The organism is Veillonella parvula, from assembly GCF_048309325.1.
Lineage (GTDB): Bacteria > Bacillota > Negativicutes > Veillonellales > Veillonellaceae > Veillonella > Veillonella parvula_T.
The window spans coordinates 615,104-635,487 of record NZ_DBFBTX010000005.1 but is presented as its reverse complement, the minus strand read 5'-3'; the positions used below and the strand labels follow the sequence as shown (position 1 = coordinate 635,487).

Genomic DNA, 20,384 nt, shown 5'->3' with positions numbered 1-20,384 from the left:
GAGGTACTATGATTACAGGCATTGTTGTCAAAAATATGAATGGGTACTTTTATGTACAAGATGATACGGGCACCATTCATGAATGTAAGGTTCGTGGCAGACTTAAGAAAGGTCGTTATAGTTTACTTGTGGGTGACCGCGTTACGATTTCGGAGGATGGGTTCGTTGAATCCATCCATGGACGTCATAATTCGATGGTACGTCCAGCAGTAGCTAATATTGACCAAGTTGTATTAGTTGTGGCTGCCCATGAACCAGATATTAATGAGCTATTACTTAATAAAATGCTCGTTATGATTGAACATGCGGATATACCTATCGTGCTATGTATCAATAAATGTGACCTGATGGATTCAGAGACGGAAACTATGGTTGATCTTTATAAATCAATTGGTTATAAGGTTTTGATGACATCCACATATAATATGACAGGCATCGATGATTTACGTCATGTGCTTCAACATAAGGTAACAGCTTTTGCAGGTCCATCTGGTGTTGGTAAGAGTAGTCTTTTAAATGCAGTAGACCCAAAATTCGCCTTCCAGACTAGGGAGGTAAGTGATAAGATTAAACGTGGCAAACACACCACTCGTCACGCTTCTTTATATAGTTTAGATGCAGATTCTTTTATCATGGATACACCTGGATTTAGTGCTATTGAATTTAATGATGTTTCCCTTGAAAGATTGCCTACATTATTCCCAGAATTTGGTGAATATGTTGATACTTGTAAATTTAGTCCTTGCTATCATGAACATGAACCCATTTGTGGGATTAAAGCTGCTCTAGAAGCTGGTCATATTCATCAAGGACGATATGATGCTTATATGTCTATACGTAATGATATAGAAAGTCAACGAAAGAGGTTTTAATATGATAAAAATTGCACCATCTATGCTTTCCGCAAATTTTGCGGTGTTAAGCGAGGAATTAAAATCTATTGAAGCAGCGGGGGCTGATTTATTACATATCGACATCATGGATGGACACTTTGTTCCTAATCTAACCTTTGGTGCTCCCATTGTGAAAGCCATTCGTCCATATACAAAATTACCATTTGATGTGCATTTGATGGTTACTAATCCTGGTGATTATGTAGAAGAATTTGCAAAAATTGGTGTAGAATATTTTACTTTTCATCAAGAAACTGTACCTCATATGCATCGTTTGATTCAACATATCAAGCAGTGTGGGATGAAGGCTGGTGTAGCATTGAATCCTAGTACACCTGTATCTCTACTAGAAGATGTAGCTGCAGATTTAGATATGATTTTAATTATGTCTGTGAATCCAGGATTTGGAGGACAATCTTTTATTAAAAATGCCATAAAAAAAGTTAAACAAGCTAAGATATTGTTAGAAGAAGTAGACAATTCAACGGCAGTCATTGAGGTGGACGGTGGTATTAACGATATTACTTGTGTACCGATTAAAAGAGCGGGGGCTACAGTTTTAGTTGCTGGTTCTGCAGTATTTGGTGCTGAAGATCGTGCAAGTATGATTGAATTCATTCGCAATAATTAAATAAATATTTTCATAATATTCTATAATTCAAATTTGAACATAAGATCGTACATCAATAAGAAAGAGAATGTATTTAAAATAAGGAGTGAGGCATACTTAAAGAATTCCTCACTCCTTGCTTGCTTTTGCCATGATTTTTTGTTAGAATTATTAGGTATGAAAAATATGCACGTCAGTGGACTTCGGTACTGTGCCTAATTTTGGGTGACCCGAAGGATGAAGCGGCGGAGGTTAATTAACAGGAGGTGCCACAATGGCAGTAGTATCAATGAAACAATTATTAGAGGCTGGTGTACACTTTGGTCATCAGACTAGAAGATGGAACCCTAAAATGGCGAAATTCATCTTCACTGAACGCAATGGTATTTATATCATTGATTTGTCTAAAACAGTTAAAAAAGTAGAAGAAGCTTACAATTTCTTGCGTGAAGTTGCTTCCCAAGGCGAAGTAATCTTGTTCGTAGGTACTAAAAAACAAGCTCAAGAAGCTATTAAAGAAGAAGCTATCCGTGCTAACATGTTCTTCGTTAACGAACGTTGGTTGGGCGGTATGTTGACTAATTTCAAAACAATTGAAACTCGTATTAAACGTTTAAAACAATTGGAAGCTATGGCAGAAGACGGTACTTTCGAAGTATTGCCTAAAAAAGAAGTTATCGGTCTTCGTCATGAAATGGATAAATTGGAAAAATACCTTGGCGGTATTAAAGATATGCCTAAAATGCCAGGTGCTCTTTTCGTAGTAGATCCTAAAAAAGAAAAAATCGCTATTGCAGAAGCTAAAAAATTGGGTATTCCTGTAGTTGCAACAGTTGACACTAACTGCGACCCAGACGAAGTTGATTTCCCAATCCCAGCAAATGATGACGCTATTCGCGCTGTTAAATTGTTGGCTGGTAAAATGGCTGACGCTGTTCTTGAAGGTCGTCAAGGCGAATCCTTTGAAGAAGCATTAGATAACATGGTAGCTGATTCCGCAGAAATGGTTCGAGACGGTAAAGCTTAATCGTTGTCGTATTAGCATTTGAAAGATAAATCTATAACATATATAATTGGGGTAAGGACTATATCCTTACCTTAATTAATACTAGGAGGAACAAAATAATGGCAATTACTGCTGCTTTGGTAAAAGAATTGCGCGACATGACTGGCGCAGGTATGATGGACGCTAAAAAAGCATTGGTTGAAACTGACGGTAATATCGATAAAGCGGTTGACCTTCTTCGTGAAAAAGGTTTGGCTGCGGCAGCTAAAAAAGCTGGTCGTATTGCAGCTGAAGGTGTAGTACAATCCTACATTCATGCTGGTGGTCGTATCGGTGTTTTAGTGGAAGTTAACTGTGAAACTGACTTCGTTGCAAAAACTGATGATTTCCAAAATTTAGCACGCGACATCGCAATGCAAATTGCAGCTGTAAATCCTACATACTTGAACCGTGAAGAAGTTCCTACTGAAGTAATTGAACACGAAAAACAAGTATTATTGGAACAAGCTAAAGTAGAAGCTGAAGAAGACGTTAAAGCTGGTCGTAAACCAAAACCTGAAGCTGTTTTAGAAAAAATGGTTGCAGGTCGTATTGAAAAATTCTATAAAGAAAATTGCCTATTAGAACAAGTATTCATTAAAGATGGCGATAAAACTGTTACAGACATCATTAATGAAAGTATTGCAAAAATCGGTGAAAACATCAACGTACGTCGTTTTGTTCGCTATGGTTTAGGTGAAGGCATTGAAAAACGCCAAGATGACTTCGTAGCAGAAGTAATGGCATCTGTTGGTAAATAATTAATAAACAATAAGAGAACACCGTACAGTGTTCTCTTATTTTGCAATAGAGGAGTAAAAATATGGCAAAAAGAAAGTTTCGACGTATTGTTTTAAAGTTGAGTGGTGAAGCATTAGCAGGTGAACAAGGTTTTGGTATTAATCCTGATGTTGTTGAAGAATTTGCAAAAGAAATTGCTGCTTTAGCAAAATCCACTGATTTAGAAATCGCGATTGTTGTTGGTGGCGGTAACCTATGGAGAGGTTTAGCTGGTAGCAATCAAGGTATGGATCGTGCTACTGCTGACTATATGGGGATGCTAGCAACAGTGATGAACTCCTTAGCATTGCAAGATGCATTAGAGCAAGCTGGTGTAGATACACGTGTTCAAACAGCTATTGAAATGCAAGAAATTGCAGAACCTTATATTCGTCGTCGCGCTATTCGTCATTTAGAAAAAAAACGTATCGTTATCTTCGGTGCTGGCCTTGGTAAACCTTACTTCTCTACAGATACAACAGCTGCATTACGGGCTGCTGAAATTGAAGCCGATGCTATTTTAATGGCAAAGAAATTTGCAGATGGCGTATATGATTCTGACCCTAAGACAAATCCTAATGCCGTTAAATTTGACGAATTAACATATAACGAGATTATCACAAAAGAATTAAAAGTAATGGATGCTACATCCACAACTTTATGTAAAGATAACAATATTCCTATTATTGTATTTAGCATGGATATTCCTGGTAATATTACAAAAGCTGCTAAAGGTGAAGAGATAGGGACCATTGTTCGAGGAGAATAATTCATATGGAAATTAAAGAATTGTTACAACAAGCAGAAGACCGCATGAATAAGTCTATTGAGGCTTTAAAACATGAATTCGCATCTATTCGTACAGGCCGTGCTAGTGTAGCACTACTTGATAAAGTAATGGTTGATTATTATGGAAGTCTATCACCCATTAATCAAGTTGCGAATATCTCCGTGCCTGAACCTCGAATGATTGTGATTGCACCTTGGGATAAAACAATGATTGGTGCTATTGAAAAAGCAATTTTACAATCTGATTTAGGTTTGAACCCTGGTAATGATGGTGCACAAATTCGTTTAAGTATTCCTCAATTAACTGAGGAACGTCGTAAAGAAATCGTTAAAGTAGTTCATAAAAAGGCTGAAGATGCAAAAGTTGCAGTGCGCAACATTCGTCGCGATGTAAATGAAGCATTAAAAAAAGAAGAGAAAGCTAAAACGATTACTGAAGATGATGCTAAAGACGGTTTAGATCAAATCCAAAAGCTTACCGATGCTAAAGTTAAGCAAATCGATGAGTTAAAAGCAGTAAAAGAAAAGGACGTATTAGAAGTATAATGTTAGATTCTAATAGCCTTATTGGAATACCATGGCAGCTTGCAAAGTCTCGTTTGCAGGCTGCCCATATTCCTTTTAAGGTAATGATTGGTGGATCCTTTAATCGCTTCTTTGAAATTTCAGATAAAGGATTTTATGTGGCACGTATTACAAAGGTTGATGAGTGCTTACATATACTACTATATAGACCAATGATTGCCAGCGACTTCGGAAATTCTATCGAGGTAGACTATGCTAAAGAAATTATTTAACCGTAAACGTTCTGATACGCCTGTCATTGATCGTAATATAATTCCACAACATGTTGCTATTATTATGGATGGTAATGGACGATGGGCTAAACGCAGAGGCATGCCGCGCTCCATGGGGCATCGTGCTGGTGCAGATGTATTAAAAGAAATTGTTATGGCCGCAGATGAGATCGGAATTAGAGCTCTTACGGTATATGGTTTCTCCACGGAGAACTGGAAACGTCCTGAACAGGAAGTTTCTTTACTTATGTCTCTCATAAAAGAATACTTAAATAATAATGTTAAGTATATGCATGAACATAATGTACGCATTCGATTTATTGGTTTTATTGGAGGGCTTTCAGAAGACCTACAAAAAATCATTCAAGATGCAGAATTATTAACTCAGAATAATACAGGCCTCACATTACAGTTAGCGATTAACTATGGTGGGCGTGATGAAATAGTTAGAACTATCCGCGACATTGTAAAATCCGTTGCGGATGGCGTTATTACAATGGACAAAATTACTGAAGAATATGTAAGTTCTCAATTATTCACTAAAGAGTTTAGTGATGTAGATTTATTAATTCGTCCTAGTAGTGATTTTAGAATTAGTAATTTTTTGTTATGGCAACTAGCGTATGCTGAATTTTGGTTTACCGATTTGCATTGGCCAGATTTTACTAAGGAAACTTTACTTGAAGCTGTGGCGGCATATCAGAAACGAGAACGCCGATTTGGTGGCTTATGTGATGAGGAATAAAAAATGTTAAAAACACGTGTTATTACCGCTGTTATTGGTTTTATTATTGCCTTAGGGGCCATTACATTTGGTGGATTAGTGTATGATGTGCTAATTACACTTTTAGCTTTATTAGGGTGGCGTGAGTTTGTATTACTTGGTAAAGCTAAACGTGTTCGGATATCCATTATATGGGGATATATTAGCATTTTATTGCTAATGATTGCTCTTGCATGTCATCAGTATATTATAGCTATAGCTATTTTAGTATTAAGTTTATTTGCCAATTATATGTTGTGTACATTTGGTGAAACTAAGTACTCGATGTCTAGTGTATCCTTTAGTGTATTTGGTTTATTATATATTGGTATGGGTATGACTTCATTGCTCTTGATTCGTCATGACTCAATTTACATGAATTTATCAATGCCTTTTGAACTATATAACTGGGGCACTATTACACTTTGGTTATTATTGTTTACTACTTGGGCTAGCGATACCTTTGCATACTTTTCAGGTCGAGCTTTTGGTAAACGTAAAATAGTACCATCCATTAGTCCTAATAAAACACTAGAAGGTTTTATTGGTGGATTTATCGGCTGTATCCTTACAGGTGCAGTATTTTCGTATATCGTTGGCATTCCTTGGTGGATGGGAATCCATGTAGGTATGATTAGCGGTATATTAGCACCATTAGGTGATTTGTTTGAATCAAAGATTAAACGACTATGTAATGTAAAAGATTCTGGTACATTATTACCAGGTCATGGCGGTGTATTGGATCGCTTTGATAGTTTATTATTTGCGGCTCCTATTACATTAGTATATATATTACTATTTTTGTACTAATTTCATAGAGGTACACTTATGAAATACCTAAGTATTATTGGTAGTACTGGCTCTATCGGTACACAGACGCTTGATGTGGTGTCTCAACATCCAGATCAATTCAAGGTGGTTGCCTTAGTGGCACATCATAATATTGACCTCTTAGAACATCAGATTAAAGAATATAAACCTTTGGTGGCGGGTCTTGTAGATGAAGGTGCTTTTAAAGAATTACAAGCACGCTATACAGGTCCTACAAAATTGATAGGTGGTAAGGAAGCCCTCATTGCAGCAGCTACAATTCAAGAAGCAACAATGATTGTTACTGCTATTGTAGGTGCTGCGGGAATTGAGCCCACAGTGGAAGCTATAAAACAAGGTAAGACTATAGGTCTTGCTAATAAGGAAACTCTTGTTGCTGGAGGTCCATTAATTACGGCTTTAGCTAAAGAACATGGCGTGCAAATCCTACCTATCGATAGTGAACATAGTGCTATATTTCAGTGCTTAGAAGGACAGAAACGTGACAATGTTGATTCTTTAATTGTCACTGCTTCTGGTGGTCCTTTACGCACATGGGATTCTAGTAAAATTCAAACTGCAACTGCTGCAGATTGTTTGCGACATCCTACTTGGAATATGGGTAATAAAATAACTATAGACTCTGCCTCTTTATTCAATAAAGGCTTAGAGGTAATAGAAGCTCATTGGTTATTTGGTTTTGATTTTGATCATATTGATGTAGTAGTACATCCTCAAAGTATTGTTCATTCTATGATACGTATGAAGGATGGTGCGATATTAGCGCAAATGGGTAATCCAGATATGCGCGAACCCATTCAATATGCTTTGACGTATCCAAAACGTGAAGTTTTAAGTATGAATCATCTTGATTTTACTCAAGCACTACAATTGGAGTTTTTACCTCCACGGTATGACGATTTTCCTGCACTTCGACTTGCGTATGAGGTGGGACGTGCTAGTGGATTTAAACCTGCTGTATTTAATGCAGCTAATGAAACGGCAGTATATGCCTTTTTAGAAGATAAAATCGCCTTTGGTGATATTTATAAAGTCGTTACTTCTGTTCTTGAATCTATGGGACCAGAAGATGATTTTACATTAGATAATTTATTATCCATCGATAGATGGGCCCGTGAAAAGGCAACATCGTTGATGTTATAGGAGAATATATGATTACGGCATTAGCCACAATATTTGTATTTGGTTTAATCGTGTTTATTCATGAATTAGGCCATTTTATTACAGCTAAGATGTCAGGTATGCAAGTTGATGAATTTGCTATAGGTTTTGGTCCAGCCATATTTAAAGTACAAAAAGGGGAAACTTTATATTCTATTCGTATAATTCCTCTTGGAGGATTTAATCGTATTGCTGGTATGACACCTGACGAGCCTCTTAATGAGCGCTCCTTTTATAATAAACCTGCGTGGAAAAAATTTATTGTTATTTCTGCAGGGGCTGTATTTAACTTTATATTAGCCATTGTACTTTTCTTTGGCCTCAATGTGACTGTAGGAAATCTTACATATACAAATGAACCTGTAATTGGTAACATTATTGCAGGTAGTTCTGCAGAACAGGCTCATTTAGAAGCTAACGATAGAATTATTACGATTGATGGTAAAAAAATTAGTACTTGGGATGATATTCGTCCTAGCTTACAAGGCACAGCAAACCATGGTGTAACTGTTGTTGTAGAGCGTGAAGGACAAACTATAGAGACTACGGTAATACCTAAAATGGAACAAGATAGTCCTAAGATTGGCATCTACCCTAGCTTTACTCGTGAAACTTATAGCATTGGTGAATCTTTGAGCCTTGCTGTTAGTCGGACGGGGCAAACTATTGTTGCTATGGTCAGTGGGATTTACGATATGATTCGTGGCACACAAGCAGCCGAATTATCTGGTCCAGTAGGAATTTCCCAAATGGCAGGTGCTATTGCACAATCAGGATTTGCACCACTATTAAGTTTTGCTGCATTTCTTAGTATTAACTTAGGGGTCATTAATCTTTTACCATTACCTGTTTTAGATGGTGGTCACTTGATTATTATCTTGGCGGAAGCTATAACAGGCCGTAGATTACCTGCTAAAGCTCTTATGTATATACAAATGGTTGGGGTTGCCTTAATGGTAGCATTATTCTTATATGTAACAACGCAGGATATTTTCCGTTTACTATAAGACAGATGGGAGATTACAATGATTGTACGTAAACCAACAAATGGTATCTATGTAGGTACAGTTAAAATCGGCGATTATGCACCGGTAAGTATTCAATCTATGATTACTACGGATCCAGTACATACAGAGAAGGCAATTGCAGAAATTAATCATTTAGCAGAGGCTGGTTGTGAACTGGTTCGTGTTGCCGTTCCTACAATGGCATCTGCAAAGGCTTTAAAAGCTGTTAGAGCGGGCATTTCAATTCCTTTGATCGCCGATATTCACTTTGATTATAGATTAGCTTTAGAAGCTATTGAAAATAATGTTGATGGATTGCGCATTAATCCAGGAAATATTGGTGGTGAAGATAAGGTTTTAGCCGTTATTGAAAAGGCAAAACCTAAACAAATCCCAATTCGCATTGGTGTTAATGCAGGCTCTTTACCAAAGCATATTCTCGATGCTCATGGAGGACATCCTACAGCGGATGGTATGGTTGAAACAGCTTTAGAACACGTAAGAATTTTAGAAAAACTCGATTATCGTCAAATGAAATTATCTATTAAAGCAACAGAAGTACCTCTAATGGTGGAAGCATATCGTAAGTTATCTGATAAGATTCCTTATCCGTTACATTTAGGTGTAACAGAAGCTGGTACTATTAAACAAGGCACTATTAAATCTGCTATGGGGATTGGTGCATTATTGCTCGATGGCATTGGTGATACATTACGGGTATCCTTAACTGGAGATCCAATTCACGAAATTGAAGTAGGTAGAAGTATTTTAAGTAGTTTAGGATTAAGAAATTTTGGGGCCACTATGATATCTTGTCCTACATGTGGCCGTTGCCAAGTAAATTTATTTGATATGGCTGGTATTGTAGAAGAACGTCTAGCAGCCATAAAAGCGCCAATTAAGGTTGCCGTTATGGGGTGTGTTGTAAATGGTCCAGGGGAAGCGCGTGAGGCCGACTTTGGTATTGCTGGTGGTGATGGTCAAGGTATTATTTTCCGTAAAGGGAAAGTTATTAAGACTGTACCAGAAGCCGAATTAGTAGATACATTGTTTAGAGAAATTGACCAATATTTAGAAAATTTAGATGAGGAGTCTTTATGTTAGCCACTAAATTATATGCACCTACATTGCGTGAGGTTCCATCTGACGCTGATGTAGTAAGCCAACAGCTTATGCTTCGCGCTGGTTTTATGCGTAAAACTGCAAATGGTTTATATAGTTTTTTACCATTAGGTTGGAGAAGTATCAAAAAGATTGAAGCTATTGTACGTGAAGAAATGGATCGTGCTAGTGCTCAAGAAATTATGATGCCAATTTTACAGCCTGCAGAAATTTGGAAAGAGTCTGGCCGTTGGAACGCATATGGCGCAGAAATGATGCGTATCAATGATCGTCATGATAATGAATTCTGTCTAGGACCAACACATGAAGAGATGATTACAACCCTCGTTAAAAATGAGATTAACTCATATCGTCAATTACCAGTTAACTTATATCAAATTCAAAGTAAATTCCGTGATGAGCGTCGTCCACGTTATGGCTTGATGCGTAGCCGAGAATTCATTATGAAAGATGCTTATTCTTTTGATGTAGATGAAGCCGGTTTAGATGAATCCTATAAATCTATGTACGATGCATATACACGTATTTTTACACGTTGTGGTCTTACATTCCGCCCAGTAGAGGCTGATAGTGGTGCAATAGGTGGTAGTGGTACGCATGAGTTCATGGCCATTGCCGAAGCTGGTGAGGCTGATATCGTATATTGTACTAAGTGTGATTATGCAGCTAACATTGAAATCGGCAAGCCTGGTATCATGAAACAAGACGAAGAAGCTCTTCAAGAGTTATCCGTTGTGGATACTCCTAATGCTAGCACTATTGAAGCTGTTGCGGAAATGCTAAACTTACCACTACATAAAACTATTAAAGCTGTAGTGTTCTCTATTGATGGTAAAGTGGTATTAGCCATCGTTCGTGGTGACCATGAAGTAAATGAAGTCGCTGTACAACATGCCGTACTTGGCTCTGTAGAGCCTGAGATGGCTACACCAGAAGAATTAGAAAAAGTAGGTTTAACAGCTGGCTTCATCAGTCCTATTGGTTTAAAACAAACAGAAGATTTTGCTATTGTTGTTGATGAATCTGTTATGGAAACTTACAATGTTTGTGGTGGCGCTAATAAAAAAGATGCTCACTATGTTAATATCAATCCAAAACGGGACTTTAATGTAGAAGACATTATTATTGCTCCAATTCGTTTGATCACGAAGGACGATGTGTGTCCTAAATGTGGTGGTGCTTTAGAACATGCTAAAGGCATTGAAGTAGGTCAAGTATTTAAATTGGGTACAAAATATTCTGAAGCATTACAAGCTACATTCTTAGATCAAAATGGTCGTCCTAATCCAATGATTATGGGTTGCTATGGTATCGGTGTATCTCGTACACTAGCTGCTGCTATTGAGCAATATCATGATGAAAATGGTATTATTTGGCCACGTTCTATCGCTCCATTTGAAGCAGTTATTGTCCCAATTAATGCAAAAGACGAAGCATTAATGTCTACTAGTCAAACTATTTATACTGCATTACAAAATGCTGGTGTAGATGTATTGTTAGATGATCGTAAAGATCGTGCAGGTGTTAAGTTCAAAGATGCTGATTTGATTGGTTATCCACTTCGCATTACAGTAAGTAAAAATACTCTTGAGAATAACGAAGTAGAAATTCAAATCCGTAAGTCTGGAGAAGCTCTTCCATGTGCTATTGATTCTGTAGCTGATAAAGTAACAGAATTGCTTCAAAACTTATAATAGAATTGCGATTCTAGTGAATGTTCATTAGGGTCGCAATTTTTCTTTCTAAACTTGAATTAATAGATTAAATAAGTCATAATTAAATGATAGAATATTTGGAATGGAGGTGCTATATGCTTGTAGATTTTCATATGCATTCCATCTTTTCAGATGGTGTTGAAACACCTAAAGATCTATTGCAACATGCCATAGACTGTAATGTATCTATGATGGCTTTAACCGATCATGATGAAATAGACGGCATTCAAGCATTGCGTGCTGCTCAAAAGAAGTTAGATCCTAATGAATCTATTAAAATCGTAAATGGCTGTGAATTTAGTGCTGATTATAAAGATAAGTCAATTCATATTTTAGGATATTGTTTTGATGAAAATAATAAAGATTTAATCGATTTTATTACGTTTTTTAAAGGAAAACGTGAAGAACGTATCGATGAAATTATCCGTCGTTGTAACAATGAAGGATATTATATTACAAAAGAAGAGCTCATTAAACAATTTCCTGATACTAAAGCTTATGGTCGCCCACATATTGGTAAACTTTTAATTGATGGTGGTTATGCCAAGGATATTAATGATGTATTTAAAGGTATTCTTCGAAAAGATAGTCCTTGCTATGTTCCTAAGGTAAAAGTAGAGGTTCCTTATATTATTGATATTATACATAAAGCTGGAGGACTTGCTGTTATGGCTCATCCTAAATTGGTTACCAGTGATGAATATGTGTTGGAAATGTTAAATTATGATTTTGATGGTATGGAGGTATATCACTCAAAGCATAATGATGATGATGTGGAGCGATATAAAGAATTCGCTAAAAAGCATAAGCTATTTATTACTGGTGGTTCTGATTACCATGGTATTGTAGGCAAGAAACCTGATAGATTTGGTGATTACTTAGTATCTGGTAAGGATGTATCAGAATTTATTAGTTTGTTATAAATGACGAGGTAGACTATGGAAGTCGTTGCGTTTGTAGGTAGTAGTGGCACAGGTAAAAGTCATCGTGCCCTCGTAGTTGCTCATGAAAATAAAATTGAATGTATCATCGATGATGGTATTTTGATTCATGATAATAAAATTGTAGCTGGCTTTTCTGCAAAAAAAGAGTCTAGTCGTTTAAAAGCTGTTCGTCGTGCTATTTTTCAAGACGAAGTACAAGTTAAATCCGTACGAGAACAATTAGATAAGATTAAACCTAATAAGCTTATGATTATCGGCACTTCTGATAATATGGTTAAGAAGATTACTAAAGCTTTAGGCTTACAAGAACCTGATCGATATATTCGTATAGAAGATGTTGCAACACCTAAGGAAATTGAAAAGGCACAACATGCACGTCTTAAAGAGGGTAAACATATAATTCCTGTGCCGACTATGGAATTAAAGCCACACTTTAGGGGGTATTTGATTGATCCAATCAAAACCATGTGGCGCCGCAGGACTTTGAAAAAACAAGATCAAGATACCTTAGGTCAAATTGGTTCTGAAGGATTTGAACGTTCTGTTGTACGGCCAGCTTTTAGCTACTATGGTCGACTCACTTTTGACGATGAAGTAATTATTAAATTGATTAGAAATGGGTTAAAAAAAGTAGCTGGTGTCGATGAGACCAGTATAATTTCTTTTAAAAAAAGCGACAAAGGTCAAAACGGTCTTGTTGTTGATATGGCTGTAGTTATTGAACATGGATATCCTGTTAAACCGTTAATGCAACAGGTACAAAAATCTGTTCGCAATGAAATTGAATATATTACCGGCATGTCTATTGAACGCATGTCCATTAAAGTTAAGAATATTATTGAAACAAAACGTAAGATTGTTAAAGTGTAGGAGTTAGAATGAAGTCTTATTATATTTACACCTATGGTTGTCAAATGAATACCGCCGACTCTGAGCGATTATCGCATCAGCTTGAATCTGTTGGGTATATACCAACAGAGAATGTTGAAACTGCAGATTTAATTCTGCTAAATACTTGTGCAGTGCGTGAAAATGCAGAAACTAAAGTTTATGGGCGCATAGGTGAGCTAAAAAGACTAAAACGTAATAATAAAAACTTGATTATCGCCGTCACAGGATGTATGGCTCAAAAAAATCAAGCAGAAATGTTTAAACGAGCTCCTCATATTGATATTGTATTGGGTACTCATAATATTCAACATATTAACGAGATGATTGAAGAAGTACAACATGGACATACGCATCAAATTAGCGTAGATATGGATAACTCTGTATTGCCTGAATTAGAGGCAAAACCAAATGGCTCTTTTTATGCATGGGTACCTATTATGAATGGATGTAATAAATTTTGCACCTATTGTATTGTTCCCCATGTACGTGGTAGAGAGATTAGCCGTCCTGTAGAGGCCATTGTTAAAGAGGTTACAGACCTAGGGGTTAAAGGATTTAAAGAGATCACTTTATTGGGGCAAAATGTAAACTCTTATGGCCTAGATTTTAAAGATGGTACAGATTTTGGTACATTAGTTGATGCTCTTGATGGTATTCCTGGTATAGAACGTATTCGCTATATGACAAGTCATCCTCAAGATATGAGTAAGTCTATGATTGATGCTCTTGGTAGGTCATCCAATATTGTGACGCATTTACATTTACCTATTCAATCTGGTTCCAATCGTATTTTAAAGAAAATGAATCGTCATTACACGGTAGAGCATTATAAAGAATTACTTTCTTATTGCCGTGAAAAAATAAAAGATGTGGTGGTGACTACGGATATCATTGTAGGTTTCCCAGGAGAAACTGAGGAAGATTTTCAAGCTACATTACAATTATTAAAAGATGTGCGCTATGACATGGCGTATACGTTTATCTACTCTAAGCGCTCCGGAACGCCAGCAGCAACTATGGATGATCAAATTCCAGAAGAGATTAAGCGCGTTCGCTTACAAACATTGATGGATGTACAAAATGAAATCTCTTATGAATTAAATAAACCTATGGAAGGACAAGTATTTGATATTATTGTAGAGGGACCAAGTCCTCGTGATGAAGACATGTGGTTCGGTCGTACATCTGGTAATAAAATGGTTTTATTCCCTAAGGATGACTCCTTATCAATTGGTCAAACTGTACCAGCTCATATCGATAAAGCTCAAACATGGGTTTGTTATGGTAGTATTGTAAAATAAACTATTAGAATCAAAAAGAACTCGTCACTATTATGTTAACTCTAAGGTTAGATTTTTTATCTAAAATTAGTTTGCTAAACATGTGGTGGCGATGTTCTTTTTTACCATAGATGCTGATTAGAAATTATATGTGTTATAATAATAGAATAATATAAAAGTTGTATATTGAAGATATTCATAGGTATGAACACCATTTACATTTTGTATTTTTACAAAGAAGGTGTAACTATGAAACTTGATTTAAACGCTGTAGGCGAAACGGCATTATTGACACTATATGCAAGAGCGAAAGATTATGAGTCAGATCAATCTGTATTAAAGGATCAGAAATCCTGGGATATTTTAAAGCATATTGATTATGATTTTGATCAATTTAAAGATGTTAAGATGTCTTATTATGGAATTTTAGGACGAGCAAAAGTAATCGATGATGAGATACGAAAGTTTATATCTCTATATCCAGATTGTATCGTCGTATCATTAGGTGCCGGTTTAGATACTATGTTTTATCGAGTCGACAACGGTTATATTGATTGGTATAATATCGATTTTGCTGGAGTGATTGAGGCACGTACACATTTTTTTGAGCCTCATGAACGAGTCCATAATTTAGTGAGTTCTATAACTGATGAATTGTGGACTAAAAATATTGAGATAAATGGACGAAAACTATTGCTTGTTAGTGAAGGTGTAGTTATGTATCTTACACTGGATGAAATGAAGCAGTTTTTAGGTTTACTGACAGATTCGTTTGAAGAATTTACGTTATATCTTGATATGATTTCTCCATATGTGGCGAAACGCACTAAACAACATGATATGCTTAGTAAAATGAATGTTTCTTTTCAGTGGGGAACTAAGGACGGTCATGAAATTGTAGTTATGAATCCTAAGCTTAAACAGACTGGACTGATTAATTTTACAGGAAGTATGTTATCCTTAGCACCTATTGTTTATAAATTATTATACCCGTTTATATATTTGTTTAATAATCGTATGGGAATATACGAATATAAGCGGAATCTGTGATATGACTCATAATATATGAGGTGAATATGAGTAAAAAGCAAACACCTATGATGGAGCAGTATTTAGATATTAAATCTAGATACTCTGAAGAATTATTGTTCTTTCGATTAGGTGATTTTTATGAATTATTTAATGAGGATGCTTTAGTCGCATCACGTGAACTTAATATTACCTTAACAGGTCGTCCTACAGGAGATGAGGAACGCACACCGATGTGTGGCGTTCCTTTTCATGCGGCTGAAAGCTACATAGAAACGCTTGTAAAAAAAGGATATAAAGTTGCTATCTGTGAACAACTAGAAGATCCTAAAGCAGTTAAAGGCATTGTTAAGCGGGATGTTATTAAAGTTGTTACTCCTGGTACAGTGATGACAGAAAATGGTAACGATGCACGGTCAAATAACTTTTTATCATTATTTTATATGGTAAAAGATACGTGGATTCTTGTGTTTTCTGATGTATCTACAGGGGAAGTTATTTGGCACCGCATCACTGATTGTGAAAAACGCAGTGATATGTACGATGCACTCAGCATGTATAGACCCACTGAAATCATATTGCCTGAAGGAACGATATTACCGCAAGATATTCGGGATTTTATTGAAAATCAATTTAGTAATGTCGTATTTTCTCCTTTTTCTACATACTATACACAACGTGAAGTAGCTGAAAAAGCTGTAACTCATTTCGGTGATTTAGGCCTTATGGAAGAGGATGTATGGGAAGCTTTAGGTTATATGCTTTTATATTTAGAGGATATCATTAAATCTGAAATTTCTCATATCAACTATGTACATCAATTAAGTGTAGGTAATCGCCTTATTCTTGATACATCTTCTTTGCGGCACCTTGAAATTACTCATAATTTACGCGATGGTGGACAAAAAGGTACTTTACTGGATGTACTAGATCGTACGTTGACACCAATGGGGGCACGCCTTTTAAAACAATGGCTTGAAAGTCCATTAACTGATATAAATCAAATACAACGTCGTCAAGTAGCCGTTTCAGAACTTATTACACGCGGTGCTGAACGTTCTCATATTCGTAACTTTTTAGATTGTATTTACGATTTTGAACGCATCGTTGGTCGTGTTGAAACCGGATCTGTGTCTCCTAGAGATTTAACGGCTCTTCGTGAGTCATTAGCAGTTCTACCTGATATTAAGAATGTATTAGGTACATGTTCAAGTCTAGCTTTAACATCTATTAATGAGCGCATGCAAGATCATAAAGATATTTATGACTTATTATGTCGAGCTATTGCAGAGCAACCAGCGTTGACATTAAAAGACGGTCGTGTTATTAAAGATGGATTTAATGCTGATTTAGATGAGCTACGTTCTTTAGCGACTAATAGCGAGCAATGGCTTGCTAAGATGGAAGCGGATATTAAAGAAGCTACAGGGCTTTCAAAAATTAAGACTGGTTACAATAAAGTGTTTGGTTACTATTTCGAGGTATCCCATAGTAAATCAGAACAAGTACCAGACTATTTCATACGAAAACAAACCCTGGCCAATGCTGAACGCTATATTACGCCTGAGTTAAAAGAGTTTGAAATTAAAATTCTCAGCGCAAAAGATAAAATCATCGCTTTAGAGCACGAACTATATCAACAATTGCGTAATGATATTAAACTCGTTATCAAAGATGTGCAAGAAACGGCTCGTGCTCTTGCAGACCTTGATGTATTATGCTCATTAGCATTAGTTGGATACGAAGAAAACTATATTTGTCCAACTATTGTGATGAATGGTCAAATCAATATTCGTGATGGTCGTCATCCAGTTATTGAAAAGTTTTTAAAACGAGAGGTATTTGTACCAAATGATATCGTTCTAAATCATGATGATGAGGAATTCTTACTCATTACAGGCCCTAATATGGCAGGTAAATCTACTTACATGCGTCAAGCGGCTATCTTAATGATTATGGCACAGATTGGTTCCTTTATCCCTGCTCGTGAGGCATCTATCTCACCTGTGGATCGTATTTTTACACGTGTCGGTGCTAGCGACGATATTTCTACTGGTCAAAGCACGTTCATGGTAGAAATGAAAGAGGTAGCGTATATTTTAGAAAATGCTACCCATAATAGTTTAATTATTCTCGATGAAATTGGTCGGGGTACGAGTACCTTTGATGGTTTGAGTATCGCACAAGCCGTAGTGGAACATATTTGTAAGCATATTCATAGCAAGACTTTATTTGCAACGCACTACCATGAATTGATTTGCTTAGAAGAAAGCTATAGTAAATTAAAAAATTATACCGTTGCAGTTAAAGAAAAAGGGAAAGATGTTGCTTTCTTGCGTCGTATCATTAAAGGTGGTGCAGATCGCAGTTATGGTATCCATGTTGCCAGACTGGCGGGCCTACCTAACTCTGTATTAAAACGAGCTGAAGTGATTTTAGAATCCTTGGAAGATCAAAGTCATGATGCAAGTGACTTAAATAATCGAGTTATGGGTGCTCAACTTACTAATGTGGCAAAACCAGCGGTTAAGCAAGTTAGTGATTCTCCACTAGGCAATTTATTTACCCATTCCGTAGTAGATAGCTTACTGGAAGTCGATGTAATGAGCATGACTCCAATTGAAGCATTAAATAAATTATATGAACTACAAGAGGAGGCTCGTAAAGGAGGCGGGAAATAATGGCAACCATTCACGTATTGGATGAAACGACAATCAATAAGATAGCTGCCGGTGAAGTCGTTGAACGTCCCGCATCAGTTATTAAAGAGCTCATTGAAAACTCTATTGATGCGTCTGCCACTAATATTGAGGTTGAAATTGGTGAAGGCGGTGTGGCCTATATGCGGATTACTGATAATGGTATCGGTATGACGGAGGAAGATGCTCGTTTGGCGATTCTACGTCATGCAACCTCTAAAATTCAACAAGTAGAGGACCTCTTTGATATTGCGTCCCTAGGCTTCCGTGGGGAGGCTTTGGCTAGTATTGCCTCTGTATCTCATTTCTCTTTGACTACTCGTAAAGCAGACTCTGATTTGGGGACTCGTATTACTGTTGATGGCGGCACCTTTACCGATTGCATTCCTTATGGTGCGGCACCTGGTACAACTATCGAAATTAAAGATTTATTTTATAATACGCCGGCTCGTCGTAAATTCTTAAAAACGGAGCGTACAGAAGCCTCTAAAATTCAAGATATTGTAGGGAAATTAGCTCTAAGTAATCCACATATTTCTTTTAAGCTTATCATCGATGATCGGGTAGCTATTATTACACCAGGAAATGGCGATATTAGTGATACTGTAGCTGCGCTATATGGATATAAAACTAAAGATGATATTTTTACTGTTGCCTATGAAAGTGATTCTATCTATATCGATGGAGTAGTGAGTAAGCCTACACTTCTTAAGAGTACAAGGATATGGCAAACTATTATCGTCAATAATCGAGTGATTTCTGATAAAACCATAATGAAGGCTATCGATAATGCATACCATGCACTATTACCGAAAAATGGTCATCCTTTGGTGGTACTAAATATTACTGTGCCTGCGAGAATGGTTGATATAAACGTACACCCTCGCAAGAGTGAAGTTAAATTCTCAGATGATAAGATTATATTTAAAGCCGTATATCACGGTATCTTAAATGCTTTAAATAATCCACTCCATGAGAGATACGAACGAGAGTCATCATCTTATATGACTGGTACAGTTGATAATATATCCGATAAATATGGTAATGATATTGCTAGTAATAGTGATAGTAATATTAAGAATTTTAGTTCTAATAGTACATCCTTAGCCGGTAATACTACTTATGATTCTTATCAAACACCTACTGTTGTACACGATTCGATGCAGTCTGCTGAACATATAGCAACAGCTATAGATTATGATAAGGTTTTTGGTGAACGCCGTACAAAAGGCTATGAAGTTTTGCGCGATGAAACTTCACAGTTTCTGGAGAACCTTAAAACTAAGGGGTATACACCACCTGCACCTAAGGCTACTTATGAACAATCCTCTTTCGTGGATGAAAGTTTTGAAGCTGTTCCTACTGCATACACTAGTTATACTACGGAAGATGTAGAAAAGTTTAAATCCTTGTCTCACGATATTCGTAACGAAGAGATAGAAGGTCGTACAATTCAAAACTCGGGCTTTTTACCAATGGGGCAAGTTGCATCTTGTTATATATTAGCTAAAAAAGGTGATGATCTATATATCATAGACCAACATGCCGCACATGAGCGTGTGCGTTATGATAAGTTGTGTAAGTCTTCTGAATCGATTCCTATGCAATCTATTTTGGTTCCTCAGTATAGTGAGGCCACAGATGATGAAATGAATTTAGTAGAGGACGAACGAGAAACATTACTCGATCTTGGCTTTGATGTAGAATTGGGTGGTCCTACTAAGATAAAACTTGTGGGAGCCCCTGTAGATTTAGTAGAGTCAAAAGCATTTGAAATTCTCCAATATGTATTTTCATACTTGCATGATCATCAACAGCCTACTAAGGCTCAATTACGACATGAAATGTTAGCCTATGCATCTTGTAGAGGGGCCATCAAGGCAGGTCATAATTTAAATATGTATCAAATGACTACCTTAATTGAGGACTTATTTAGTACCGAAAAACCATATGTATGTCCTCATGGTCGTCCTACGATCATCAAATTTACGCCTGATGAATTAGGTAAATTATTCTTACGGTCTTAAT

At 36.6% G+C, this 20,384-nt stretch carries 19 protein-coding genes; all 19 read left to right on the top strand.

The genetic code is table 11. The features are described from left to right. The first annotated feature begins 8 nt into the window (after window positions 1-8). The 19 genes from rsgA to mutL all read left to right on the top strand — a co-directional run bounded on the left by rsgA (window position 9) and on the right by mutL (window position 20,383). Window positions 9-872, top strand: coding sequence for a ribosome small subunit-dependent GTPase A (gene rsgA, locus ACMKPP_RS07800; protein WP_418369579.1), 864 nt, complete (start codon window positions 9-11; stop codon window positions 870-872). 1 nt (window position 873) lies between these two features. Then, window positions 874-1,524, top strand: a complete 651-nt coding sequence (gene rpe / locus ACMKPP_RS07795) for a ribulose-phosphate 3-epimerase (protein ID WP_008713843.1) — start codon at window positions 874-876, stop codon at window positions 1,522-1,524. 253 nt (window positions 1,525-1,777) lie between these two features. Beyond that, window positions 1,778-2,530 (top strand): 30S ribosomal protein S2, encoded by a 753-nt coding sequence (gene rpsB / locus ACMKPP_RS07790; protein WP_004695687.1) that lies wholly within the window; start codon window positions 1,778-1,780, stop codon window positions 2,528-2,530. Between the two features lie 98 nt (window positions 2,531-2,628). Beyond that, window positions 2,629-3,309 carry a translation elongation factor Ts gene (gene tsf, locus ACMKPP_RS07785; protein WP_004695689.1) on the top strand — a complete coding sequence of 227 codons (681 nt, stop codon included), beginning with the start codon at window positions 2,629-2,631 and terminating at the stop codon, window positions 3,307-3,309. A gap of 62 nt (window positions 3,310-3,371) precedes the next feature. Continuing rightward, complete coding sequence (gene pyrH / locus ACMKPP_RS07780) at window positions 3,372-4,097, top strand: UMP kinase (RefSeq protein WP_008713845.1); 726 nt, start codon at window positions 3,372-3,374, stop codon at window positions 4,095-4,097. A 5-nt stretch (window positions 4,098-4,102) separates the two neighbouring features. Then, window positions 4,103-4,663 (top strand): ribosome recycling factor, encoded by a 561-nt coding sequence (frr, locus tag ACMKPP_RS07775; protein WP_024061704.1) that lies wholly within the window; start codon window positions 4,103-4,105, stop codon window positions 4,661-4,663. Further along, complete coding sequence (locus ACMKPP_RS07770) at window positions 4,663-4,914, top strand: hypothetical protein (RefSeq protein WP_004695694.1); 252 nt, start codon at window positions 4,663-4,665, stop codon at window positions 4,912-4,914. Before frr ends, ACMKPP_RS07770 begins: the two co-directional genes overlap by 1 nt. Continuing rightward, complete coding sequence (locus ACMKPP_RS07765; RefSeq protein ID WP_008600848.1) at window positions 4,895-5,659, top strand: isoprenyl transferase; 765 nt, start codon at window positions 4,895-4,897, stop codon at window positions 5,657-5,659. The genes ACMKPP_RS07770 and ACMKPP_RS07765 overlap by 20 nt, the downstream gene beginning before the upstream one ends. 3 nt (window positions 5,660-5,662) lie before the next feature. Continuing rightward, the gene (locus tag ACMKPP_RS07760) at window positions 5,663-6,487 is read left to right on the top strand and encodes a phosphatidate cytidylyltransferase (protein ID WP_024061702.1); all 825 of its coding nucleotides are present in this window, start codon (window positions 5,663-5,665) and stop codon (window positions 6,485-6,487) included. Window positions 6,488-6,505: 18 nt separating this feature from the next. Beyond that, window positions 6,506-7,651, top strand: a complete 1,146-nt coding sequence (locus tag ACMKPP_RS07755) for a 1-deoxy-D-xylulose-5-phosphate reductoisomerase (protein WP_004695700.1) — start codon at window positions 6,506-6,508, stop codon at window positions 7,649-7,651. A gap of 8 nt (window positions 7,652-7,659) precedes the next feature. Beyond that, window positions 7,660-8,676: an RIP metalloprotease RseP gene (rseP, locus tag ACMKPP_RS07750; RefSeq protein ID WP_287507821.1), complete on the top strand. Its 1,017-nt coding sequence runs from the start codon at window positions 7,660-7,662 to the stop codon at window positions 8,674-8,676. Between the two features lie 18 nt (window positions 8,677-8,694). After that, window positions 8,695-9,780, top strand: coding sequence for a flavodoxin-dependent (E)-4-hydroxy-3-methylbut-2-enyl-diphosphate synthase (gene ispG / locus ACMKPP_RS07745; RefSeq protein WP_278621941.1), 1,086 nt, complete (start codon window positions 8,695-8,697; stop codon window positions 9,778-9,780). Continuing rightward, window positions 9,774-11,492 (top strand): proline--tRNA ligase, encoded by a 1,719-nt coding sequence (locus ACMKPP_RS07740; protein ID WP_004695705.1) that lies wholly within the window; start codon window positions 9,774-9,776, stop codon window positions 11,490-11,492. Before ispG ends, ACMKPP_RS07740 begins: the two co-directional genes overlap by 7 nt. A 116-nt stretch (window positions 11,493-11,608) precedes the next feature. After that, the gene (locus ACMKPP_RS07735; protein ID WP_004695708.1) at window positions 11,609-12,436 is read left to right on the top strand and encodes a PHP domain-containing protein; all 828 of its coding nucleotides are present in this window, start codon (window positions 11,609-11,611) and stop codon (window positions 12,434-12,436) included. Window positions 12,437-12,451: 15 nt separating this feature from the next. Beyond that, window positions 12,452-13,327: an Asp23/Gls24 family envelope stress response protein gene (locus ACMKPP_RS07730; RefSeq protein ID WP_004695710.1), complete on the top strand. Its 876-nt coding sequence runs from the start codon at window positions 12,452-12,454 to the stop codon at window positions 13,325-13,327. A gap of 8 nt (window positions 13,328-13,335) precedes the next feature. After that, window positions 13,336-14,649, top strand: a complete 1,314-nt coding sequence (gene miaB, locus ACMKPP_RS07725) for a tRNA (N6-isopentenyl adenosine(37)-C2)-methylthiotransferase MiaB (protein ID WP_060919772.1) — start codon at window positions 13,336-13,338, stop codon at window positions 14,647-14,649. Window positions 14,650-14,877: 228 nt separating this feature from the next. Beyond that, window positions 14,878-15,678 carry a class I SAM-dependent methyltransferase gene (locus ACMKPP_RS07720; RefSeq protein WP_155086238.1) on the top strand — a complete coding sequence of 267 codons (801 nt, stop codon included), beginning with the start codon at window positions 14,878-14,880 and terminating at the stop codon, window positions 15,676-15,678. A 26-nt stretch (window positions 15,679-15,704) separates the two neighbouring features. After that, on the top strand, window positions 15,705-18,338 hold the full coding sequence (gene mutS, locus ACMKPP_RS07715) for a DNA mismatch repair protein MutS (protein WP_418369578.1): 2,634 nt from the start codon (window positions 15,705-15,707) through the stop codon (window positions 18,336-18,338). Continuing rightward, a complete protein-coding gene (gene mutL, locus ACMKPP_RS07710; RefSeq protein ID WP_418369577.1) occupies window positions 18,338-20,383 on the top strand; it encodes a DNA mismatch repair endonuclease MutL in 2,046 nt (681 codons plus the stop codon). Before mutS ends, mutL begins: the two co-directional genes overlap by 1 nt. Window position 20,384: the final 1 nt, after the last annotated feature.

Bases quoted from the DNA above. Each gene is read 5' to 3' on its own strand.
- rsgA (WP_418369579.1), top strand. From the start codon at position 9: ATGATTACAGGCATTGTTGTCAAAAATATGAATGGGTACTTTTATGTA.
- rpe (WP_008713843.1), top strand. From the start codon at position 874: ATGATAAAAATTGCACCATCTATGCTTTCCGCAAATTTTGCGGTGTTA.
- rpsB (WP_004695687.1), top strand. From the start codon at position 1,778: ATGGCAGTAGTATCAATGAAACAATTATTAGAGGCTGGTGTACACTTT.
- tsf (WP_004695689.1), top strand. From the start codon at position 2,629: ATGGCAATTACTGCTGCTTTGGTAAAAGAATTGCGCGACATGACTGGC.
- pyrH (WP_008713845.1), top strand. From the start codon at position 3,372: ATGGCAAAAAGAAAGTTTCGACGTATTGTTTTAAAGTTGAGTGGTGAA.
- frr (WP_024061704.1), top strand. From the start codon at position 4,103: ATGGAAATTAAAGAATTGTTACAACAAGCAGAAGACCGCATGAATAAG.
- ACMKPP_RS07770 (WP_004695694.1), top strand. From the start codon at position 4,663: ATGTTAGATTCTAATAGCCTTATTGGAATACCATGGCAGCTTGCAAAG.
- ACMKPP_RS07765 (WP_008600848.1), top strand. From the start codon at position 4,895: ATGCTAAAGAAATTATTTAACCGTAAACGTTCTGATACGCCTGTCATT.
- ACMKPP_RS07760 (WP_024061702.1), top strand. From the start codon at position 5,663: ATGTTAAAAACACGTGTTATTACCGCTGTTATTGGTTTTATTATTGCC.
- ACMKPP_RS07755 (WP_004695700.1), top strand. From the start codon at position 6,506: ATGAAATACCTAAGTATTATTGGTAGTACTGGCTCTATCGGTACACAG.
- rseP (WP_287507821.1), top strand. From the start codon at position 7,660: ATGATTACGGCATTAGCCACAATATTTGTATTTGGTTTAATCGTGTTT.
- ispG (WP_278621941.1), top strand. From the start codon at position 8,695: ATGATTGTACGTAAACCAACAAATGGTATCTATGTAGGTACAGTTAAA.
- ACMKPP_RS07740 (WP_004695705.1), top strand. From the start codon at position 9,774: ATGTTAGCCACTAAATTATATGCACCTACATTGCGTGAGGTTCCATCT.
- ACMKPP_RS07735 (WP_004695708.1), top strand. From the start codon at position 11,609: ATGCTTGTAGATTTTCATATGCATTCCATCTTTTCAGATGGTGTTGAA.
- ACMKPP_RS07730 (WP_004695710.1), top strand. From the start codon at position 12,452: ATGGAAGTCGTTGCGTTTGTAGGTAGTAGTGGCACAGGTAAAAGTCAT.
- miaB (WP_060919772.1), top strand. From the start codon at position 13,336: ATGAAGTCTTATTATATTTACACCTATGGTTGTCAAATGAATACCGCC.
- ACMKPP_RS07720 (WP_155086238.1), top strand. From the start codon at position 14,878: ATGAAACTTGATTTAAACGCTGTAGGCGAAACGGCATTATTGACACTA.
- mutS (WP_418369578.1), top strand. From the start codon at position 15,705: ATGAGTAAAAAGCAAACACCTATGATGGAGCAGTATTTAGATATTAAA.
- mutL (WP_418369577.1), top strand. From the start codon at position 18,338: ATGGCAACCATTCACGTATTGGATGAAACGACAATCAATAAGATAGCT.